Source organism: Embleya scabrispora (genome assembly GCF_002024165.1).
Lineage (GTDB): Bacteria > Actinomycetota > Actinomycetes > Streptomycetales > Streptomycetaceae > Embleya > Embleya scabrispora_A.
This window is the reverse complement of sequence record NZ_MWQN01000004.1, coordinates 96,495-115,546: the sequence shown is the minus strand read 5'-3', so window position 1 is coordinate 115,546 and position 19,052 is coordinate 96,495. Positions and strand designations below refer to the sequence as shown.

15 protein-coding genes and 2 pseudogenes are annotated in these 19,052 nt (G+C 70.7%); 8 read left to right on the top strand and 9 right to left on the bottom strand.

The features are described from left to right. Positions 1-211: 211 nt before the first annotated feature. Entirely contained in the window at positions 212-1,681 is a 1,470-nt protein-coding gene (locus tag B4N89_RS41065) for a hypothetical protein (RefSeq protein WP_078981738.1), read from the bottom strand. Between the two features lie 387 nt (positions 1,682-2,068). Between B4N89_RS41065 and B4N89_RS52210 the strand changes: the two are divergent. Further along, positions 2,069-2,296 (top strand): annotated as a pseudogene (locus B4N89_RS52210) (MarR family transcriptional regulator); the annotation flags it as partial. A gap of 345 nt (positions 2,297-2,641) precedes the next feature. Here B4N89_RS52210 and B4N89_RS48390 read toward each other — a convergent pair. Then, positions 2,642-3,094, bottom strand: a pseudogene (locus B4N89_RS48390) (respiratory nitrate reductase subunit gamma); the annotation flags it as partial. Between the two features lie 359 nt (positions 3,095-3,453). Here B4N89_RS48390 and B4N89_RS41055 point away from each other — a divergent pair. Next, positions 3,454-5,469, top strand: coding sequence for a hypothetical protein (locus tag B4N89_RS41055; RefSeq protein ID WP_143658268.1), 2,016 nt, complete (start codon positions 3,454-3,456; stop codon positions 5,467-5,469). 216 nt (positions 5,470-5,685) lie between these two features. Here the strand turns inward: B4N89_RS41055 and B4N89_RS41050 are convergent, their stop codons facing one another. The 3 genes from B4N89_RS41050 to B4N89_RS41040 form a co-directional block, all read right to left on the bottom strand. Next, positions 5,686-6,714: a hypothetical protein gene (locus B4N89_RS41050; RefSeq protein ID WP_321170753.1), complete on the bottom strand. Its 1,029-nt coding sequence runs from the start codon at positions 6,712-6,714 to the stop codon at positions 5,686-5,688. 672 nt (positions 6,715-7,386) lie between these two features. After that, positions 7,387-7,512: a hypothetical protein gene (locus tag B4N89_RS52850; RefSeq protein WP_268812595.1), complete on the bottom strand. Its 126-nt coding sequence runs from the start codon at positions 7,510-7,512 to the stop codon at positions 7,387-7,389. A 74-nt stretch (positions 7,513-7,586) separates the two neighbouring features. Beyond that, complete coding sequence (locus tag B4N89_RS41040) at positions 7,587-7,955, bottom strand: AQJ64_40280 family protein (protein ID WP_078981733.1); 369 nt, start codon at positions 7,953-7,955, stop codon at positions 7,587-7,589. A 618-nt stretch (positions 7,956-8,573) separates the two neighbouring features. Between B4N89_RS41040 and B4N89_RS50980 the strand changes: the two genes are divergently transcribed. The 3 genes from B4N89_RS50980 to B4N89_RS41025 all read left to right on the top strand — a co-directional run bounded on the left by B4N89_RS50980 (position 8,574) and on the right by B4N89_RS41025 (position 11,501). Beyond that, positions 8,574-9,245 (top strand): protein-L-isoaspartate O-methyltransferase family protein, encoded by a 672-nt coding sequence (locus tag B4N89_RS50980; protein WP_078981732.1) that lies wholly within the window; start codon positions 8,574-8,576, stop codon positions 9,243-9,245. Positions 9,246-9,563: 318 nt separating this feature from the next. Next, a complete protein-coding gene (locus tag B4N89_RS41030; RefSeq protein ID WP_078981731.1) occupies positions 9,564-10,004 on the top strand; it encodes a hypothetical protein in 441 nt (146 codons plus the stop codon). A gap of 660 nt (positions 10,005-10,664) precedes the next feature. Further along, complete coding sequence (locus tag B4N89_RS41025; protein ID WP_235619274.1) at positions 10,665-11,501, top strand: class I SAM-dependent methyltransferase; 837 nt, start codon at positions 10,665-10,667, stop codon at positions 11,499-11,501. Between the two features lie 542 nt (positions 11,502-12,043). On the opposite strand, the gene B4N89_RS41020 is transcribed toward B4N89_RS41025, so the two are convergent. The 4 genes from B4N89_RS41020 to B4N89_RS41000 form a co-directional block, all read right to left on the bottom strand. Then, a complete protein-coding gene (locus B4N89_RS41020) occupies positions 12,044-13,486 on the bottom strand; it encodes an MFS transporter (RefSeq protein ID WP_235619273.1) in 1,443 nt (480 codons plus the stop codon). A gap of 482 nt (positions 13,487-13,968) precedes the next feature. After that, positions 13,969-14,433: a hypothetical protein gene (locus tag B4N89_RS41010; protein WP_078981726.1), complete on the bottom strand. Its 465-nt coding sequence runs from the start codon at positions 14,431-14,433 to the stop codon at positions 13,969-13,971. 500 nt (positions 14,434-14,933) lie between these two features. Continuing rightward, the gene (locus B4N89_RS41005; RefSeq protein ID WP_078981725.1) at positions 14,934-15,803 is read right to left on the bottom strand and encodes an alpha/beta fold hydrolase; all 870 of its coding nucleotides are present in this window, start codon (positions 15,801-15,803) and stop codon (positions 14,934-14,936) included. Between the two features lie 189 nt (positions 15,804-15,992). Beyond that, positions 15,993-16,313: a hypothetical protein gene (locus B4N89_RS41000; protein ID WP_143658267.1), complete on the bottom strand. Its 321-nt coding sequence runs from the start codon at positions 16,311-16,313 to the stop codon at positions 15,993-15,995. A gap of 756 nt (positions 16,314-17,069) precedes the next feature. Between B4N89_RS41000 and B4N89_RS40995 the strand changes: the two genes are divergently transcribed. From B4N89_RS40995 to B4N89_RS40985, 3 genes are all read left to right on the top strand, one after another. Further along, a complete protein-coding gene (locus B4N89_RS40995) occupies positions 17,070-17,276 on the top strand; it encodes a hypothetical protein (protein WP_078981722.1) in 207 nt (68 codons plus the stop codon). Continuing rightward, on the top strand, positions 17,273-17,659 hold the full coding sequence (locus tag B4N89_RS40990) for a hypothetical protein (RefSeq protein ID WP_078981720.1): 387 nt from the start codon (positions 17,273-17,275) through the stop codon (positions 17,657-17,659). Before B4N89_RS40995 ends, B4N89_RS40990 begins: the two co-directional genes overlap by 4 nt. A 301-nt stretch (positions 17,660-17,960) precedes the next feature. Further along, complete coding sequence (locus B4N89_RS40985) at positions 17,961-18,950, top strand: hypothetical protein (protein WP_078981719.1); 990 nt, start codon at positions 17,961-17,963, stop codon at positions 18,948-18,950. Positions 18,951-19,052: the final 102 nt, after the last annotated feature.

Here is a 19,052-nt window from a genome sequence, read left to right as displayed (position 1 = left end):
CATGCGAGCGCCGCCGCAACGCGGCGAAAAACGTCGAAGGCGCGTGTCGTAGAGGTGGCTACGAACCGTGGGGGAAGTCGGCGCCGGCTCCTCGACTACCGGCAGGTCGATTCGCAGTCCCAGGGCGACATGCTGCGTGGCGGGACGCCGGCGTTCGGGATCCCCTCCGTACCCCGGTCGACCCATCGGGTCTCGTCGGAGAGCGTTGGCATCAGCCGACCCTGATGCGCCACGGCTCGTCCCGGCTGCACTGGACGTGCACGAGTCCTGCGGTGATCGCGAAACGGGTGCCGCGGCCGGCCGGCCGGCCGCGGCCTCGGACGGCGGCGTGGTCGAGCGCGGTTCGACCCTCGCCGAGCGCGTTCACCTCGGCGAATCCCACGTACCGCCACGAGCCGACACGCAGTCGGGCGTTCGCGTCGGGGCCGGTGTAGCGCACGATCTCGCTGCCCACGCCGGTAATCGTGCGATCGAAGGTCCTTGCGGCGGCGAGCGGTTCGACCTGTACCTCCCACACGCCCGCGTGCCGGGAGACCACGAAGTCGGGATGTTCGCCCGTGCCGAGCAGGCCGACCACGATCGGGTCACGGCGGGAGGTGCGCGTCGACCAGCGGTAGCCGTCGAGGCCCAGACCCTCGATCGCGCCGCCGAGCCCGTCGAGGCTACGAGCCGACAGCAGCGCCGGTGGCCCGGAGTAGCGCAGTACGTCGTGGCCGTTGCCGCGGACCCTTTCGACCAGGGGGTGGGCCTGGTCGGGATGCATCGTACGAATTTCCCATCGGCCTCCGAAGCCGTCTACCTCGACGTGCGTCGTGCGCCTGGCGTCGACATCGCCATCGATGAGGAAGCGGTGTTCGCGTGCGGTGCCCATGGAGAGGTGGGTGTCGGTGACGCCGCCCGTCGCGTCCAGAAAGGTCGGCCCGAGTGGGATGTTCTTGTCCAAGCGACGGAGTTCGACGAGTGTGGGACCGCTCGGATCCGGCTTGGGCAGCGCGATGGTCTGTCTGCCCAGACCCAGGTGGACGAAGTGGCTTCCGGAGTCCTCGGGTTCGGCGGTCGGGGGCGGTGTGACGGTCAGCGACCAGCGCTGGGCTTCCTCGATCGCGAGCAGGGTGGGACCGGCGAGGAGGAACAAGTGCTCGCCGACGAGTTCCGGCCCGTCATCCGTACACTCGAACTCGCCTACCGTGTCGAGTAGTTCCTCGGGCGGTGCATCGGCGCCGCAGGGATGTCGGACGAGACGGACGCGGGGGTGCTTGCCGCGCGTAGTGATGGTCGCCCAGCCCTCGGGACCTGTGTAGCGGAGCACGTCCGGGCCGTCGCCCGCGATCGTCTCCTCGATCGCGAACTCCCGGGCGCGGTCGTGGTCGAGCAGACGCAGAGACCAGCGGCCCTTACCTTCGACGAGCACTTCGCGCAGCGCGGCGTGGCCGTTCGGACGAACCAGGAAGGTACCCGTCGGGGTCTCCGGTCGCCCCAGCCACAGGTATTCGCGGCTCTCCTTCTCGCGACGGCCTCGACCTCGACCCCGAGTGCGCAGGGAGATCCATTTGCTCGGCTCCTTCTCGAAGCGCAGCAACATGGTCCGTTCAGGGGGCGGATAGGCGAGGTCGACCCACGTGTCCCGGTCCCCGTGCCAGGTCGAGAACTCCGGGGCCCCGGAATCGTCGGAGATGATCATGACGAGGACTCTGCCAGGCGGGTCCGAATCGGCGGACGGCGGGCCCGACGTCGTGGCTCGATTGTCGGGGGTCGGTTCAGCGCACCCGTTGTCCGACCCCGGCGCCCGTTCACGGCGAAGCGCGCAACACCAGCGCGAGCAACAGCGGAACGAGAGCGCGCCCCGACCCGCCGCCCGGTGTGCACGTGTGGGGCAAGACCCAAGCGATCACGAACAGACCACGGCCACCCAGGTCAAGAACTCGATTGAGCCACCTTCGTCCTCGACCACGAACGACGCGACGAACTCCCACACCACGACACCCGGTCCCGGTCCGCGCGCGTCGGCAGTCGTTCGACCTCGAGGCCGCGGCGCAGGCCTTCGTTCAACGGGGTTGTCGACGCGATCATGGCCGCGTCGCGGTTGGTGATGGCGATCTCCACCCGCGCGTTGGCGGGTATCGAGCCGGTATTGACGCTGCCGCAGTTGCGGACCCTGGTCGTGCCGGCGGAGCACGCCCCGGTCAAGCCTGCCGCCTTGGCGGCGTCGTTGGGCGTGAACCCGTCGACGGCGATGCGCACGGTGGATCGGCTGGAGGTGGCGGGCCTGGTGGATCGTCGGACCGATCCCGATGCCCGACGTGAGGTGACGCGGCGGTTGACCGTGCCCGGTACACGATTGGTGGAGCGGGTCATGACCGCGCGCCGGGCGGAGGTGGTGGCGTTGCCGGCGCGGGTCCCGCCGGGGCGACGGGCGGACCTGGCACCGGCGTTGCGGGCGCTGCTCGAAGCGGCGGACGACCCGGTTCCGCGTGCGGGCGATTGCCGCGAGCGTCCCGTGGACGAGATCGGCGGCGGAGACCGCCGGAAGGATCCGAGCGCCCCGCCGGGATCGAACGGTAGACGACGTACGGCCGAAACAGAGTTGGTAGACGAGAGGGGCGTGCCGCATGGCGTCGACGTCCGGATCGGGGACGCACAGGCTGCGGAACCAGACCGAGACCCCGGTCCGGTAGTCGTAGGAGTGCGATCCGACTCCGGTCGCGGTGGCGGTGAGCCCGGCGAGCAGGACGGTGGCCGGCAGCGGGTGGACGGCCCGGTCGGTGCCCTTGGGGGAGTTGCGCACGGCGGTGACGCGAAGGCGCCGCCATACCAGTACGGCGAGTCCGACCACGCAGGCGATGCCGGCCGCGCCGCCGTGTACCAGTGCGTTCGCTCGGTAGAGGTTTTCGCCGATGTGCAGTTCCTCGGTCCAGCCCTCCGGTACGAGGAGCCCGGTGACGTGTCCGGCGGCCACGAACAGCAGCCGGTAGTGGAACAGGGGTCCGTCGATGCCCAGCAGGCGGCTCTCGTGCAGTTGGCTGGAGCGTGTGGTGAATCCGAAACGGTCGTAGTGATAGCGCCGGGCCGTGCCCGCGATCGCCAGGACCGCCACCAGATAGGCAGTACCGCCCACAAGGCGGGGCGGGACAAGCGCGTCATCCTTGTCGGACCACTCGCAGGCAACGTCTCCATGGCCGAAGCCGAAGCCGAAGGCGAACTCGGCACCGGCCGGGCGTCGACTCCCGTGTCCGATCGCCGCGGCTCCGCTCGTGATCTCCAGGACAGCCCCCGGCCGGTCGAGCGGGTCCTGTGGGGCGAGCGCCGGCCCGCCCACCTTGCGGGAAGGGCGTTTTCCGAAATCGGCGACCCGGCCTGTCCCGCCGGGGGCGTTATCGGACGCGTCGCGTCGGCGATTTCGATACCCACCCCCTCACCACCCGCGATGTCGGGGTGACGGGTTAGACAGGAGCCATGGCGCACGACTTCCAGGCAATAGACGACCAAGGCGTGGGGCTCGCTGTCGACGGGTTGCTTCCGTCGACCTGCGATTGGGGGGCCGGTTCGCTCGCCGGCCTGGCGCGGATCAACGACTATCTCGCCGGCACCTGGGCTCCGCCGGCCGGACGGGACGGTCCCGAAGGAGTCGGCGACGGCGACTGGTCCCTGCTGATCGGTCGGATCGGTGGGGTCGCCTTGCGCGCGGCGGCGCCGTCGACCCGGCCCGAACACCGTGAGCGCCTCCTGGCCCTGCTCGACGTCTGGGCGGGGACCGTCTTCGTCGACCCCGACGCGCGGCTGCGCACCGGAACCGTCCTGAACCACACCGGGGCACAACGCGCGATCCGTGACGAACACGGGGCCACGATCATGCTGTTCCCCCTGCTGGAAGACATCTTCGTCCTCGAATACCGTAAGGGAGACGCCGAGGCCCCCCGGCTGGGCCCGGTTTCGGACGTCATCGAGCCGCCGCGCACCCACTGGGGCAGCGCGCGTCAGATCCGGGAACTGGTGGAACTGATACGCACTCGAGGCCCGATGCCGTGGGATCCCGAAGCGGTCGCCCTGCTCGCCGACGCCACCGGGATGTCCCGCGCGGCGGCCGCCCTGCTGTTGGCCGTCGACCCCGGGAACAGGACGCCCCGAGGGCCGTTGCCGGATCGCGAGGGGCAACGCGTGCTGGGCCTGGGGATCACCGAAATCAGGTCCGGGCACGACGAGTTGTCGCGGCTGACCGATCGGCTCGATGTGTTCGCCGATGCCCTGCCGCCGGACCCGGCGGATCTGTGGACGGCGGCCGGCCCGCGCCACGTCGCGACCCGCCTCGCCGACGCGTGGCGGGCTCGGCGCGGTCACCACGCCCCGGTGCCCGAGACGTCACGCGCGCTGATCGCCTCGCTGGAACCGCGAGAACCGGCCGCCGAACTGTGCGGGATCCTCGCCCACCCCGCCGGTGAACCGCTGATCACCGAGGACCTGGACACCCGGCTGCACGACTACCGAGGCAGCATCGCGCCGACCGCCGGCACGGCCGATCGGCAAACACCCCGCCGGATGGAATCCCTGCTCCACGATGTGGCCACGCTCGTTCCGACCGTCTACGCCGAACTACCCGCCGGCGATCCGCTCCGAGCAGGCCTGCCGGAATTGATCGAGTCATTGCGCGCTCGGCTGGCATATCCCGGACTGCTGCTCCACGCTGCCCGTGCCTTCCCCGACGTCACCGAAGACGACCAGCGTCGACGTTTCGGCCCCGCCCCCTATATCGGCCCGGAGCCGCTGAGCGTGCCGGCGTTCGACGACGGACTGACCGTGGCTCTGGCCGCCGCGATCCCGTCGTACGGTCCACCCAAGCCCTGCCCCCACCTGTACTTCCGTCCCGCCCTGCTCGACGTCGACGCCGAGCAGACGAAGCGGCTCACCGACGACCGGGACTATTACGGAGAGTGGGATCGGCACGCGATGGACGTCATCGCGCACGTGCGTCGAATCCGCGGGGACTACTTCACGCGTGTGGTCGAGCGGGTGCGCTCCGGCGTGCTGCCCGTCGGCGCGTACGAGTCGAACCCCGCCGCGAGCGCGCCCGAACTGGTCGACGAAGTCGCCGAATCGCTCACCGTGCCGCCGGACGCGGCCACCCTCTACCTGCAACTGCTCGCCCTGGAGGCACCGACCGACCGCAGCGTACGTACCTGGAACGGCTGGAGCCCCACCCGCCACCGCAAGGCGGCGGCGGCGCTCCTCGACGCCGGCCTCGTGGTCGCCGACAAGCGGCCCCGCGCCGGCCGAGGCGTCTTCCTGCCGGGCCCGTGGGCGATCGCGAAGAAGCCCTTCCACCCGATGGAGGTGTGGAAGGCGGAGTTCCTAGGCATTCCCTTCATGCCCAACCGCCTCAGAATCCACCGTCACCCGACCCTCGACCGGACGCATCCCGAATTGTTCGCCGCCGCCTGGGCCCTGGTCGCCCGCGGCAAAAGCCCCCGGAACTGAGGTTCGGCCTTCGGTTGCGGAGGGTGATCCGGCTGCGTGGGTGGCGGTTCGGGGTGGGAGGGGGAATTCGATTCTCCGCGTGGATCGGGTCTGTGCATCCGGGTGACCACCTCGTCCCCGTCGACGGGTCCGGGGCGCGTCCGCCGGCCGCCGTTGGCCCCGACGACAACCCGCTGCGGCAACGCTCCGGCTTCCGGGAGTGATTCGGGCGGTCGGTCAGAACGGAAAGGCGTACGGGTCGGTTCGGACGCGGTCGTGGATCTCGCGCAACCACGGCCGGCGGACGGCGGGCAGGCCGACGAGGGTGCGGAGGAACAGAGGGCCGGCGGGGCGGAACCTGCTCCACGGGTGGCGCGGCAGCGGGTCATCGCGGAGCACCCCCTCGGGCATGCCGCCGCTCGCCGGGATGGGCAGGCGGTCGCACTGGTGGCGGCGGTCGTGGCGGTCCTGGTGGAAGGCCAGGTACATCCACACCTCGGCGGCCAGGGGAACAGCGGCGACGGGGGCGGGCGACTGCCACGCCTCGCCCGTCTGCGGGTGGCCCGGAACCAGGACGATGTCGGCGTCGTCGTCGTGATCGGGCAGGCCCGGGCCGGCCGGGATCAGGCGTTTCGCCGGCGGTCCCGGCGGCAGCAGGATGTCGAGCGAGCGGCCGAAGGTCTCGGTGAGCAGACCGTCGGGCACGGTCACGGGACCACCCGCCGATGCCGCCACCACGTGGGCCAGGGCCACTGCGACCGCCGCCTCCCATCGGGGGTTCCACCACCCCTGCGGCTCGATCGGCTCGATGGCCGAGCGCTCGTTCGCCAACGTGGCCCAGTCGAGCGGCCAGGGTTCGCGTTCGTCGCCGGCAAGGAGGCGTACGGCCTGCGGGGCGAATCGCACCTCCTGCCAGGCCCCGCAGTCGTCGATCCGGGTGGCCACCGGCCGGCCGCACCCCGTACAGGCCAGGTTCGGTCCGGCCCTGCCGTCCACCCCGTAGCAGGAGCCTTCGCATCGGTCCGGAATCAGGGCGGTGTTGCGGGTGTCACCGGGTCTGACGACCACGGTTCCGGGCGTGCCGAAGCACACGGTATGCGTGGGTGCGAACAGGCCCCGGGCCGCCGCTTGTGCCGGCCCCACCTCGTCCCACGGTCGCCAAGGCGGCCCGAAGGGTGCGGGGTCGATGGCGTAGGTCCCGGATTCCATGAGCGGGGGCAGTAGTTCGTGGCCGACACCGTGGCCGGCGTGGACGGGAAGTGCCACCCGCGACACGGGGGCGGACAAGACGGTGCCGCACTCGGCGCACGCGAACCGGGCCATGCATCCCCTTACTTCGGTCACGGGGATTGTCCCGGCTCGATCGGCGACGGCCAACGGGTTTTTCGGTGGCGGTGGCGATTACGTGGGGGCGAGTTCGGTGGGGTTGGGATGCCCAGGTGGGGGAGGACCGCCACGCCTTGGGCGGCGGCAACCAGGGACAGGCCCGCGGCTCCGTACACGGCCTGTCGGGTGGAAGCACCGGTGCTCCGTCGTTGTGTGCCGGCATGACTGGGGTCTTCGACATCCCGCGAGCGGCGACAGCGCCGCGACGCGGGACGCCCCGGTCGCGACGCTCACCGTGTCGTCACCACTGCGGCCGGCGCCTGGGCCGTCATCACCGCCGACAACCTGACCATCCTGCCCGCCCGCCGTACCGCGGTGAGACTCACCGTCCGCCACGGGTACGAGACGAGCACCTGCGAGGCCGTACCGTCGCGAAAACCCGTGGACTGAGGACGAGGTCACCTCCAGGGTGCTGGTGGGTACCCGGTCCTCGGCCCGGGGCGTGGTGTTCCGTTGCCTCGGCGCGAACACGCTGCGGCGCTCGTGGGCCCGTCCCAGCGCGTCGCTCGCCACGCCGGACCGGCCGATCCGGAAATCGTCCCCGCTGCGTGGCTACCCGCCGCCGATCACGTCCTCGACCATGACGATGCGGGCACGGCGGGGCGTGACGCTGCGGAAGACCCGGGGACGACCTCGATCGATCAGGTTCCGGACGGTGCCGGCCCTCTTCGTGGGCATCACCCGACGGGTCGAACCCGTGCACAACGCCGGCAACCTTTCCACCAAGCTTCGACCAAGCGCGAGAACAAGCCCTACCCCAGGACGTTTCGCAGAGCCGAGCGCACGCCGTCGCCCACCACCGAGTGCACGCTTGTGCCGGGCAGCGTCGGCAATGCGGCCCAGTGGGTGACAGGTTCGGCGCAGTGGCGGCCGTAGGGCAGCCGGATGACCCGGTCGGAGTCGATGAAGCAGTCGCGGTGCTCGACACCGTCCTCGTCGACGTAACGGGCAGCGAAACGCATGGGCATCACCAGCCAGAAGTCCCGACCGGACTCCTCGTCGTCCGGGTGGGTCGGATAGCGGCCGGTTGCCGCCGCCGCTACCGGCATGCCGTCCGCCGGCAGCCGTTCGCGTGCGTCCACCCACTCCACGGTCACGTCCAGTTCCGCTCCTGAGCGCATGTTCCGCGTCCGCGTGTCCGGTCGATCACGACGACGCTCCTCATGGAACTCTCGGGCTGATGAAGCTATCACCCGCAACGGCGGAAACGGCGTCGCTCAACACCGATGGAGCGTCCGATGGCGAGCTGCTCGGCGGGTATCGCCGCCTTCCGGACACGTCACTGCACGACTTCGCGGCTCGGTGTGGTTGCCGGGTGTTGCCGACCCGTTCAACGGCCACGCCCCGGGACAGCCGGGGAGATGCCCGCCGCCGTGGCCCCGTTGCGTGCTGACGTCCCGCTTCCCGAATCCGTCAATCGTCGTGCTTGTTCCACGGTGCGCGGGTGTGCCTCACCGGCTGACACGGGCTGACCGAACCGCTGTTCACGGGTCGGAGAAAGGGCAGGCGGCACAGACTGTCGTCGACTGCCCATGCGCACAGCGTTCTTCTGCTACGTCAGTTGCGGTGGGGGATCACAGTAAGCCGGAGCAGCCGTTGGACAAGGCGATCCGCCTCCCGGAAACGGCGACGGTCGCGTGCCGGAGCCCGAGGACCCAAAGGGCAAGCACAAGAAGGACAGGCAGGAGTGAGCGCCGATCCCGACGACATCCGTCCATCGCCGGCGCGCGCTCACGGCGATGGACGCCGGCAACGCTTGGCCGAAGGACTCACCGTGGCTGCGGGACGCGGTCGAGGCCCTGCCTCGCGACGCCTTCGCGCCCGACAGCGTGTGGACCTGGGACGGTCACGCCTGGCAGCGGGTCGACCGCGCCGCCGACCCGCAGGCGTGGGCACGGTTCGTCCACGCCGGTCCCGACGACGCGACGATCACCGAGATCACCGACGGCGTCCCGTCCTCGTCCCTGTCCTGCACGTCGATCGTCGTCGACATGCTCGACTCCCTCGACCTCCAACCCGCCCACCGCGTCCTGGAGTTGGGCACCGGAACCGGCTGGAACGCCGCCCTGATCGCCCACCGCGTCGGCCCCACCGGACACGTCACCAGCATCGAGACCGACCCCACCCTCGCCACCATCGCAGCCGCGACCCTGACCCGCGCCGGAGCACGCGTCGACGTCCGACTCGGCGACGGCACCCTCGGCCGCCCCCTACGAACCGCTGATCGCCACCCACCCGGTCTCACCACCGCCAAGGACGGCCGCTCCGCCACCGGATGGCTCCACGGCCTCGCCCAATTCATGAACGCCCGCGGCACCCCCACCCACCGCCACGTCCGCGCCGACCGCGACCCCGACCACGAACGCGTCCTCACCCGCGACCCGCGCCCCTCCTCGACAACGCCCACCTGATGTGGGCGCTGCGCCTGCGCGGTCACGTCGTCGTCGACGAATCGGAGCAGGCCGCCGATCGCGTCGGGGGACACATCGTGCCTCGGGGCGCTCGTTGGAGGCCGTCACGATCTGCGGGTGTCTGCGGGGCGGGCTGTTGCCACAAGGCGTTCCGGTTCGACTGCGTTTGGCCACCATTGGGAGCCGTATGGTTGGCCTGGGTTCCGCCGGTCGATCGGCACACCCACGGAGACCCGCGTGCCCCGCGTCCCGCATTGATCTCCTCTGGCCGCCCGGACCGTCCGCCGACTGTCAGGGAGCACTGCCAGACTCCTCAGCGTGGGTATCTTCTACGATTACTTCAGCGCGCCCGACGATCAAGCAGCGGCATCAGCCTTTGCGGAAGGACCCGAGGACGCCGGCTTCGACACAGTCTGCGTCAAGACGATCGACCCCGCTGTCCTGTTTGGTCAGGCGGTGGCGCTGCTTGTTTGTGAACCCGTCTCACGGGTTGTCGGGCATCCCCGGTTCGGTCATCTGGTGACGAGCCCGGAGGCAGAGAGCACCTGGATCGTTACTCTGCCCGACGAGGTGCGCGACGCCCTGGCGAAGGCGCCCCGCGAACGACTGGCCGAGATCTGCATACCGTGGTCGCGAGCGGAGGAGTTCCCCGGGTTTGCCGATCCCGGCCATCTTGCGGACTTCCTCAACGAGCTTGCGGCACTGGCCGGACGGGCCCGGTCACACGGCCACGGACTCTACTGCCACATGGTGCTCTGACCGCGCTGTTCCACCGTCGGCCGACACTGGTGGTGCCCTATGGCCATCCCTCGATGGGCGGGTGAGGCGGCCGCGCGGGTCGAACCGCGCCGTCGGGCAGCGCCGTTGGTATCGGGCCTGCCGGCGGACCCGCCGAGGAAGCACGCGGGTGACGCCACCGGGACGGCATGCGGCTGAGCACGCGGAGCCTGCCGCGTCGGTGGTCACGTTCAGGTAGGCGTCGGCGATTCCGTTGGTGGTGACGGCGGAGCCGAGCGGCCCGGCGCTGGGATCGTCGCGCTCGTCCAGATTTCCGTTCGGGGTGAACGTCTTGTCCTGGACGATTCGCCGGCGTCACCCAGGTGTCGACCTCGGTCCTAGTGACGAGCGCCGCCGGAGGCGGCGTACCTCAGCCGGCCGTAGTCATGGAAGTGCGCGGTGATGTCCTCACCGTGCGGCATGAGCTCGCAGGCCGGCGAGTCGTCGGTCCAGAACGCTGCTTGCTGCGCAACCTCAGTCATCGCCGCCGGCGCCGCGCCCACCCCGTAGACGCGGCGCGGACTCCGACCTGGACGGCGAGGACGCGTCGGTCGCGCGACCCGGCTTGGCCTTCCAGGTAGGTGAAGCCGTCGGTGTCGGCCCTCGCGGCCGGTGCGGCGGTGCGGCGGCGCGGCGGCTGGAGTGGTGCGCGGAACGGTGGCGCCGGGCGTTTCGAGGGAGCCGATTCGGGAGCGGGTCCGCAAGGCTCTTCGCGAGATCCACGTTCGTGTTTACGGTGAGGTTCCAGGTGCTGTCGCAGCGAAAGAGGGATGCCGGGTGACGAACGCCCGTGAACGTGCGGCGCGGGTTCGCGAGGTGCGCCGACGACTCGTGCGGGACGGTCCGCCGCGCACGCGGGATCGGGAGGGGGATTTCGAGACCGTCGCGGTACCCGAGCGTCACGGTGACCAGTTGCGCGACCTTCTGATCGCCGAGGACGTCGAGACGGTCGTCGAGATCGGTCTCGCCTATGCCGGTTCCGCGCTCGCGATCGGCGAGGCGTTGGCGACGGTCGATCGTCCCGACCCTCGGCACGTCGTCATAGACCCGTTCCAGGAAAGCGAGTTCGCCAACGCCGGTTGGGACCTGCTGTGCTCGGCGGGGCTCGGGACGATCGCCACGCTCGTGGCCGCGCCTTCTTCTCTCGCGCTTCCTCGACTGCTGACCGAGGGCTTCGTTGCGGACGCCGCGTTCGTGGACGGCAGCCACCGGTTCCATGAGGTCTTCGTCGACCTGTACTTCCTGCGCAAGGTCGTCCGCCCCGGTGGGCTGGTCGTCATCGACGACGACTGGTGGCCGTCGGTGCACACCGCCGCGCGGTACTACGAGAAGAATCTGGGATGGACGGTGATCCCTGACGCATTCGCCGGTGAGACGGTCGGCGTGGGACCGAAGGGCGACGACGGGGGCCGGTGCAGGGCATACCGCTTGCCCGATGCCGCGTTCGAGCCCTCCTTCGAGGACTTCCGCGCGTTCTGAGCCGGGACCTCGATCGACCGCTTCGACTGCCCCGACGAACCTGCCACGGCCGGCGGTTCGCGCGTGTCGAGTTGGAGGTGGTCTGGGAGAACGTCCGGGCGGACCCCTTCTCCTGAAGCTCGGCCCCGGCCGCGACCGGCCCCGCGGTAAGTTCCGGCGCGTGGTGCGATGGACGTCAGGGGGGGACGCGTTGCGTCGACGGCTGTTGGTCGCCGTCGTGACCGCGTCGGTGCTGGCGGGCACCGCTCGCAAGGCGGCCGGGACGGACATGCCGAGGACCCCCTTGTCCCGCCCACGACGTATGCCGTCCTGACCGTCACACAACACGCCTCCGGCCACGAGCGCGGGGCAGGCGCGCGCCGTCCCCGACGGAACAGAGCCTGGGCGGTCCACAAGACGACCTGTGGGTGGTGCCGAGGCTGCCATAGCCGTCCACGTCGAGGCCGAGTCCGCCCCGGCGAGCCATCGGCCCGGGACCGTCGCGCCGAATCCCAGGGTTCCGGGCCGATCGAGGATCGATTGCCGGCAGTACGCACCCGGGCCTATGCCTCGTGCGGCCTGGCGTGCCGAGGGAGCAGGAACACCAGGCCGCCGGCGAGGAGGCCGAGGCAGGCCACCGCGAGGGCTCCCACGGCCATCGCTGAGGAGGCGGTGTGGTGTTCGGCGAGTTGGAAGAACAAAGTCGTGATGCCGGCCGCGCCGAGGGCTCCGGCGAGTTGTTGCATGGCGGACAACGAGCCGGAGGCGCTGCCCAGTTCGTGCTCGGCGACACCGGCCAGGATGACGTCGAACAGGGGCGCGAACACGGCGCCCATGCCGATGCCGGCGACGAACAGCGGGGCGATCAGGGCGGCGCCGGTCGTGTGCGATCCGTAGTGGGCGACCACGACGGCGAGCGCCGTCAGCCCGGCCGTGTGCACGCCGACGCCGATCAGGAGCAGGTTGCGGCCGAGCCTGGCCATCACCTGGAAACCGGCGATGGAGGCGATCACGATGCCGACCGCGATCGGGGCGAGGGTGAGGCCGGCTTCGAGCGGGCCATAGCGCAGGTGCAGTTGTATGAACAGTGACGTGATCAGCATGAAGCCGGTGGTGCCGGCGAAGAACGCGAGGCCGAAGAGCATGCCGGACTTGTACGCCCGGTTCCGCAGCAGCGTGGCTTCGATCAGCGAGTGGGTGCTGCTGCGGCGCTCGCGCAGGATGAAACCGGCGAACGCGGCGGCACCGGCGGCGAGACAACCGAACGACCACAGCGGCCAGTCTGCTTCGGGGCCCTGGATGAGCGGCAGGATGATCAGCGTGGAGGCGACGCTCAGCAGTACGGCCGCGAGGAGGTCGATCCGTACCGACGGGTTCGGGTCGTCCCGGGGGATGTAGCGGAGGCCGCCGAGCACGGCGGCGAGGCCGAGCGGGACGTTCATCAGGAAGATCAGCCGCCAGCCGGTGCCGAACAGGTCGAGGTGGATGAGCGCTCCGGCCAGGATCGGGCCGCCGACGGCGGACAGGCCGAGTACCGGGCCGAAGGCGGCGAATGCCTTGCCGGTCTCCTCGCGCGGGAATACCGACTTGAGGATGCCGAAGCCCTGCGGTATCAGCAGTGCGCCGAAGGCTCCCTGGGCGACGCGGGCGGCGACGAGCAGTTCGGGCGAGGGGGACAGCGCACAGAGCAGGGACGCGGTGGCGAAGCCGCCGGCGCCCAACAGAAACAATCGGCGTCTGCCCCAGCGGTCGCCGAGTCTGCCGCCGACCACCAGCAACACGCCGAAGGCGAGCGTGTAGCCGGAGGCGAGCCACTGCAACAGCGAGGCACCGCCGCCGAGATCGTCGCGCACCGAGGGGCCGGCGACGTTGGTCACGGTGCTGTCGAGCAGGTCCATCACCTCGGCGACGAGCACGATCGCCAGGATCCGCCAGCGCCGGGCGTATGCGGCGGGGAGCGGGGTCTCGGCCTCGGCAGCGGGCGCGGGCGCGGGCGCGGGGGGCATTGGTACTCCTGGGGGTCGAGGCCGCGTGGCGCCTGACGAGGCGCTGGACGCGGCGGGACGAGCGGTGCGGCGGGAAGACAAGAGCAGCACGGGCACCACGAACGACGTTCGTTACGAACAATGTACGTAGCGAACAGTGTTCCGTCAATGTCCGTACGCGTGCACGGCACTTCCGACCAGCCGGCGGCCCGACCGGCAAGGGCGCGAGGGCGCGGGGGAGCTGGAGGGTTCAACGGCCGCGCCCGGCGAGCACGGAACGCGCAAACGCGCGGGGGAAGTGGGTTGGTTCTAGGACGTGTTGCCGTTGTCCGAGCGTGAAGTCCGGGTCGTCGGATCCTGGAACGAAAGCCCCGCCGCGCAGGACCGCCCCTCGGCGAACCACTCCGACGGACATCGTGGCCGGCATCGCGACGATCGCCGCGAGCAGTAGCCACAACCCCGGCCGGACGCGCCTCCAACAGCACCCGGAATCCGGGACCGTGTCAGTGGTGGGCAAGGACGATGAGGTTGCGTGAGGTGTCGCGGTAGGAGGCGCCGTGGCAGGTGGTGGCGGTGAAACCGGCCCGGCGGCACAGACCGGTGTACTCGTCCGGTGTGTAGACACGGACGTCGCAGGGGGTCACGGCGTGTTCCCCGTGCTCGCGTCGGGTGTCGGGGTCGAGGTGGCGGCGGGCGATCAGGTGGCGTCCGCCGGGGAGTCGGCGTCGTTCCTCGGCCGGGATGCGGCCGTCGGTCAGCCCGGGCACGGTCACCATGGTGTGCATCGGCAGTAGCCCACCGGGGCGCAGCGCGCGGTGGAACGCGTGCAGGACATCGAGGTCCTGCTCGGGGGTGAAGAATCCGACGGGTGCGATCTCGGGCGGCTCGCGCATGTCGCCGCGCAGGAATACCGCGTCGGCGCGGGCGCGGTGCGCGTGCGGTGTCGCGGTTGTCCAACGGGACGTCACCCGTACCGGGACGAGGGATCGAGCGACAACTCCGGCATCGTGGCCCCGGTCGTGTGCGCGGGCGGGTGGTGCCCTCCGTTTCCATCCAAAGGTGCGGTCGGCGTCGCGTGTGATGGATGAGCACGGCAAGCCGGATCAGCAGTGGACAAAAGTGCTCCGCCTCCGGGAACGGCGACGGCCGCGTGCCGAGGCCCGAGGACCCGACGGGCAATCACCAGAAGTGCCGGCAGGAGTGAGCCCCCGATCCCGACGACATCGCGGTCCATCGCCGCCGGGCGCTCGCGGCGATGCACACCGGCCTACCGGCCGCCGCCGACACCGGCCGTGTCCAGCGCCGAGCACCCGGACGTAGTCGGGACGTGCGTGTCCGGTTCCGGATCGACGAACGCGGCCCTGCCGAAGTCGAAACCACCGGCCCGGCTTCGGCCCTCGTCCGTGTCGGTCGCGCGAGGGCTCACTTGGTGGCCGGCCCCGCCCCTTCGACAACGATCGCCAAGCCGCTACGGGGCGCCCTCGAGCACCTTCCGCAGGCGGTGCGCGAACTCGTCCGGCTTCCCCGGATATCCGAATTGTCCATCACAGAACCCACCGTGATGACTCGGGAACACGGTCACCGGCTGCCCGAGGAGTGCGGCGGTCGCGACGGAGGTGCGTCCGGTCTGCACGTTTTCGGACTCCTCGCCGACGGCGATCACGACGCGGGTCGGCGAAGCGGCGATCGCGTCGGCATCCGGCCGATATCCGCTGATCGCCCATGACCGGTCGGACAGCAGCGGATCGTCACGTGAGCCGTCATCGTGCGTGGGCATCCCGAACGCGGCGGGATCGGCATCCGGCCGCGCGAAGTACGCGTCGGTGAACTCTCCCTCCCATGAGGTCATGGCGACGAACGCGGCCATCCCGGCCCCCCATCCCCGCTTCTCGTAAGCGTCCCGGACTTCGGCCCGGGCCCGCGCGGCCGCCGGGCCGTCCGGCGTGAGGGTGATGAGCGGCGGCTCGTGCGCGACCAGAATGGTCACGTCCGCGGGATACTTCGCCACGAGCACGAGCGCGGTGACCGCTCCGCCGCTACTGGCGAACATCTCGACCGCCCCGGCCCCGAGCGCCTCGATGACGGCGTGCACATCGTCGGCCTGGGTCTGCGGCATGTGGTCGACCCGCCCGTCCCTACGGGTGCTGCGACCGAGCCCGCGCGGATCATAGGTGACCACGGTCCGCTCGGGGAAGCGCGCTGCGAGCGCGGCGAAGCCGGTGGCGTCCATAGGCTGCCCGATCATGAACAACGGCGGGCGTCCGTCCGTGGTCGGCAGTGGCCCACGAACGTCATAGACGAGGTCGGCGCCGGCTGTTTCGAGCGTGTGAGTTTTCATATCCGTGCAGACCGGCGCCGTTGCGGAAACTCATCGCGGCGCTGAGCGTCGCTTCGTGATGGAGCCACGGCGCTCCCACCGCGCAACTTGCGTGGCCCCTACCGGCCGCACGTGCGCGGGCCCGGCCGGCCTCGGGGACCGGGCGTTGCCGCCCGAGGCCCACGAGGCGGCTGGGCGTGGTGTGCGGTATCAGTCCAGGGCCTGGAAGCCGCCGACGTTCTCGTTCGACCGAAACTCGCCCGGCCCCAGGGGATTGAAGACCTTCGTCCGACAGTTGCCGTCGGGAAAGAGCAGGATGGTGCCGCTGGTCAGGTTGGTGATCGCGGTATCGGGGCCGAGACCGGGGTGGCACTGGCCGTCCTTCGGGTCCTGGACCTGCTTGGACTTGCCGCCGTTCTTCATGATCACGACCCCGGGGGCCGCAGAGGCGGTCGAGGCGGCGACGAAGGACAGGGCGAGGGCGCCGGCGGTGACCACGAGGGCCACGCGCGGGCCGAGGCGCATACACATGAGAAGGAACTCCCATCCGGGGTTCACACAAGGGGACAAGTTCGGAAGTGCCGGAACCCGAACCGATCCGGTACCGCGTCACTCCCGCCGACCGACGTACCCGCGCCCGCCATCGATGCCCACAACCGCGTCCGGCGGTTCACTCGAAAGAGGAACGACCGCTCGCCATCCCCGCCACCACCGGCACCCGTGCCGCCCTCGAGCGGCGTCCGCGGCCACAGGCGGACCGGGTTGCACACGACGGCGTACACCCCGGCACCACCACCCCCGCCCTCGTGCGGATGCCGGCCTGCGGCCGGGCGCGCGCCAAGTCCTGCTCCGGGCAGGCCCCTTCGATCCGGGACGGGCCGGCGCCCGCCCACCGACTCCTCCACACTCCGGCGCACCCGCCGGCGCGGGATCGCGGCAGCACCTTCGGATGCCTACCCAGGCCCGGTACACCGCCGTGCTCAGCGCGATCTCCAACGGCCTCCACGACCCGCTTCCGCCGGGGGTGTCCGGCGCAGCCGCGACCGCCACTCGGCCTCGACCGCCGCGTGCGAGGTCGAGGCCGAGCACCGGCAACTGCTCGCGCCGCATCGCTCCTCGTCCCGGCACGACCCACGCCCTGGCGTCGATCGCGTACCCCGACTCCCACACCCACGGGCGGCCGCGTGCGGGGCCTCCGGACCGACGCCGACGGCACCTCGCGTGCGTTCCGCGGTTTCGGTACCGGCCCGGTACCGCCGTTGGTACCTGCCTGGTACCTTGGCGGGCATGCCAGCTTTGAACATCGAGTACACGGACGAGGAACTCGCCGCCGTGCGCGCCGCGGCGCAACTCGGCGGAAAGTCGGTGAAGGCGCACGTACACGACCTGAGCGTGTCCGAGGCCGCCCGCCGAAACTTCGTCACCGGGGCCGCCAGGTTCGTCACCGACCACCTGGCCGAGTTCCAGGACGCCTTCCCCGAGGGACAGCGGTGATCCTGCGTGTCGACGCCGGATGGGTCCTGGACATCCAGACCGCGAACACCCCGGTGAACCTGCCTCTCACCGACTGGGGTTCGTTCGCGTTCTGCGTCGAGCGCCACCGCTACGAACGCTTTCGCGGGGAGCTCTACTACGAGGAGACCGCGGCACGTGCCGCGACGTTCGTCCACTCGATGGTCGTGCTGGAGCCCTTCGCGGACTTCAACGCCGTTGTGGGCTGCGCGTGCGCTGACGGATACATGGCCGGATCCGACGAACCCCTCACGGTGCCTCCGGGCGGCTGGGTGCAACTCACCCGCGACATCCGCGAACGCAAACACTCGCTCACCGACGTGGCCCGGACCCTGCGCGCCTGGAGCCGCCCGCACGCCGAGTGAGTAGGTCGACGTCGAGCGCGGTGGGGGCTCGGGCCCGGACGGCCGCGCCCCCGTCGTCCATATGTCGGGGGCGCGGCCGTGCCGGGTCGAGCAGGCGCCGCCCGACTACCGCGACAACCCGTCGGCCGTGGGGCAGGAGCAGCACGAAGTCCATGCGGACCGCAGGAGCGCGTCCACGCCGCGCGCGCGGACGGTCTTGGGATCCCAGTGGCACCAGACCTTGGGCAACATCGCGGGGTCGCGATCCGGGCGGTGCGAAACCATCGATCCGGGTCACGACCCCGGTCCCAAAGGAGGGCCCATGGATTTCATGCTGGAGCGACGGTTGTTCGGGTATCTGCTGCGGGAGGTGCCCGGCCTGCTGGAGGCGTCTCGGGAGTGGGCGGTTCACGACTTCATCGACACTCCGGTCGAGGAGATGGCGACCTGGGAGGAACTCGGCACTTCCCTGTCGTCGTTCCTGCTCGAGGTGTTCACGTACCAGGTCCTGCAGAAGGCGATGGCGGCTTCCCCTCCCGACGTCGCTCGCATCCGTGCCTGCTTCGGCGCCGTGGAGGCCATGCTCGCCCTCGACGACGACTACCTCACCTTCGCCATCGACCAGACGATCCTCGAACCGCTCCTGGACTCGCGGGAGTTCATCGCTCTGGGCCTGCGCCACAGCCTCCCGCGGACGCGCGAACTCGCCCTGACCGGCTTCCGGGCCCTGGGAGTCGTCCTGGAGCCGGCGTGGCTGAGCCCGGTTCGTGTCGCGTCGGCCCCCACCGCGGACGTGAACACCGAACACCCCGCACCACTGCACCACATCGATCCGGAGCCCGACGCCACGAACACCCCTTCGAACGACCGCCCTGGCGGGGGCACCGGTCCATACGCGCGCGTGGTCATGTCGGGGGAGGCCGGCCCCGATCGACGCGACGGCGGGGAAGCGCTGTTCGTCTACCTGTCCACCCTCGGCGGAGCGGGACACCGTGCCCACCGGACCATGCCCCTGCTCGCCGAGGCACTCGGCCTGGATCCCCGGCCCAACTCGATGACCGAACACCCCGGAGCCGGAGCCCGCCTGACCCTGGCGTCGGATCGCCGGATCCGGCTGGAAACGGGAGACGGCGCCCGGCACTTCGAAGGCACCGTCGACCGCGAGTTCGTGCGGGTCGCGACGGCGGTCGCTCATGTGGTCCTCATCGTGTCCTATCTGCCCCTGCCTTCGGGCGTCGACCCGAGCGCGCACATCGACCACACCCTCGACCAGGCGCGCTGCTCGTCGGGCCGTATCCCGCTGGTCGTGTGACCGGGCGCGCACGTTGGGGCCGCGATGACGGTGTTTCGGTTATCCGGGCGCGGGGGCGACTGTGGGCCCCGTGGCCCGGGATCGTGTGTCGGTGGGGCCGGC

Excerpts from the sequence above, each read along its gene's own strand:
- B4N89_RS41055 (WP_143658268.1), top strand. The coding sequence starts at position 3,454 with ATGGCGCACGACTTCCAGGCAATAGACGACCAAGGCGTGGGGCTCGCT.
- B4N89_RS41000 (WP_143658267.1), bottom strand. The coding sequence starts at position 16,313 with ATGTGTATGCGCCTCGGCCCGCGCGTGGCCCTCGTGGTCACCGCCGGC.
- B4N89_RS41020 (WP_235619273.1), bottom strand. The coding sequence starts at position 13,486 with ATGCCCCCCGCGCCCGCGCCCGCGCCCGCTGCCGAGGCCGAGACCCCG.
- B4N89_RS40995 (WP_078981722.1), top strand. The coding sequence starts at position 17,070 with ATGCCAGCTTTGAACATCGAGTACACGGACGAGGAACTCGCCGCCGTG.
- B4N89_RS50980 (WP_078981732.1), top strand. The coding sequence starts at position 8,574 with ATGGACGCCGGCAACGCTTGGCCGAAGGACTCACCGTGGCTGCGGGAC.
- B4N89_RS41040 (WP_078981733.1), bottom strand. The coding sequence starts at position 7,955 with ATGCGCTCAGGAGCGGAACTGGACGTGACCGTGGAGTGGGTGGACGCA.
- B4N89_RS41065 (WP_078981738.1), bottom strand. The coding sequence starts at position 1,681 with ATGATCATCTCCGACGATTCCGGGGCCCCGGAGTTCTCGACCTGGCAC.
- B4N89_RS40985 (WP_078981719.1), top strand. The coding sequence starts at position 17,961 with ATGGATTTCATGCTGGAGCGACGGTTGTTCGGGTATCTGCTGCGGGAG.
- B4N89_RS52850 (WP_268812595.1), bottom strand. The coding sequence starts at position 7,512 with ATGCCCACGAAGAGGGCCGGCACCGTCCGGAACCTGATCGATCGAGGT.
- B4N89_RS41005 (WP_078981725.1), bottom strand. The coding sequence starts at position 15,803 with ATGAAAACTCACACGCTCGAAACAGCCGGCGCCGACCTCGTCTATGAC.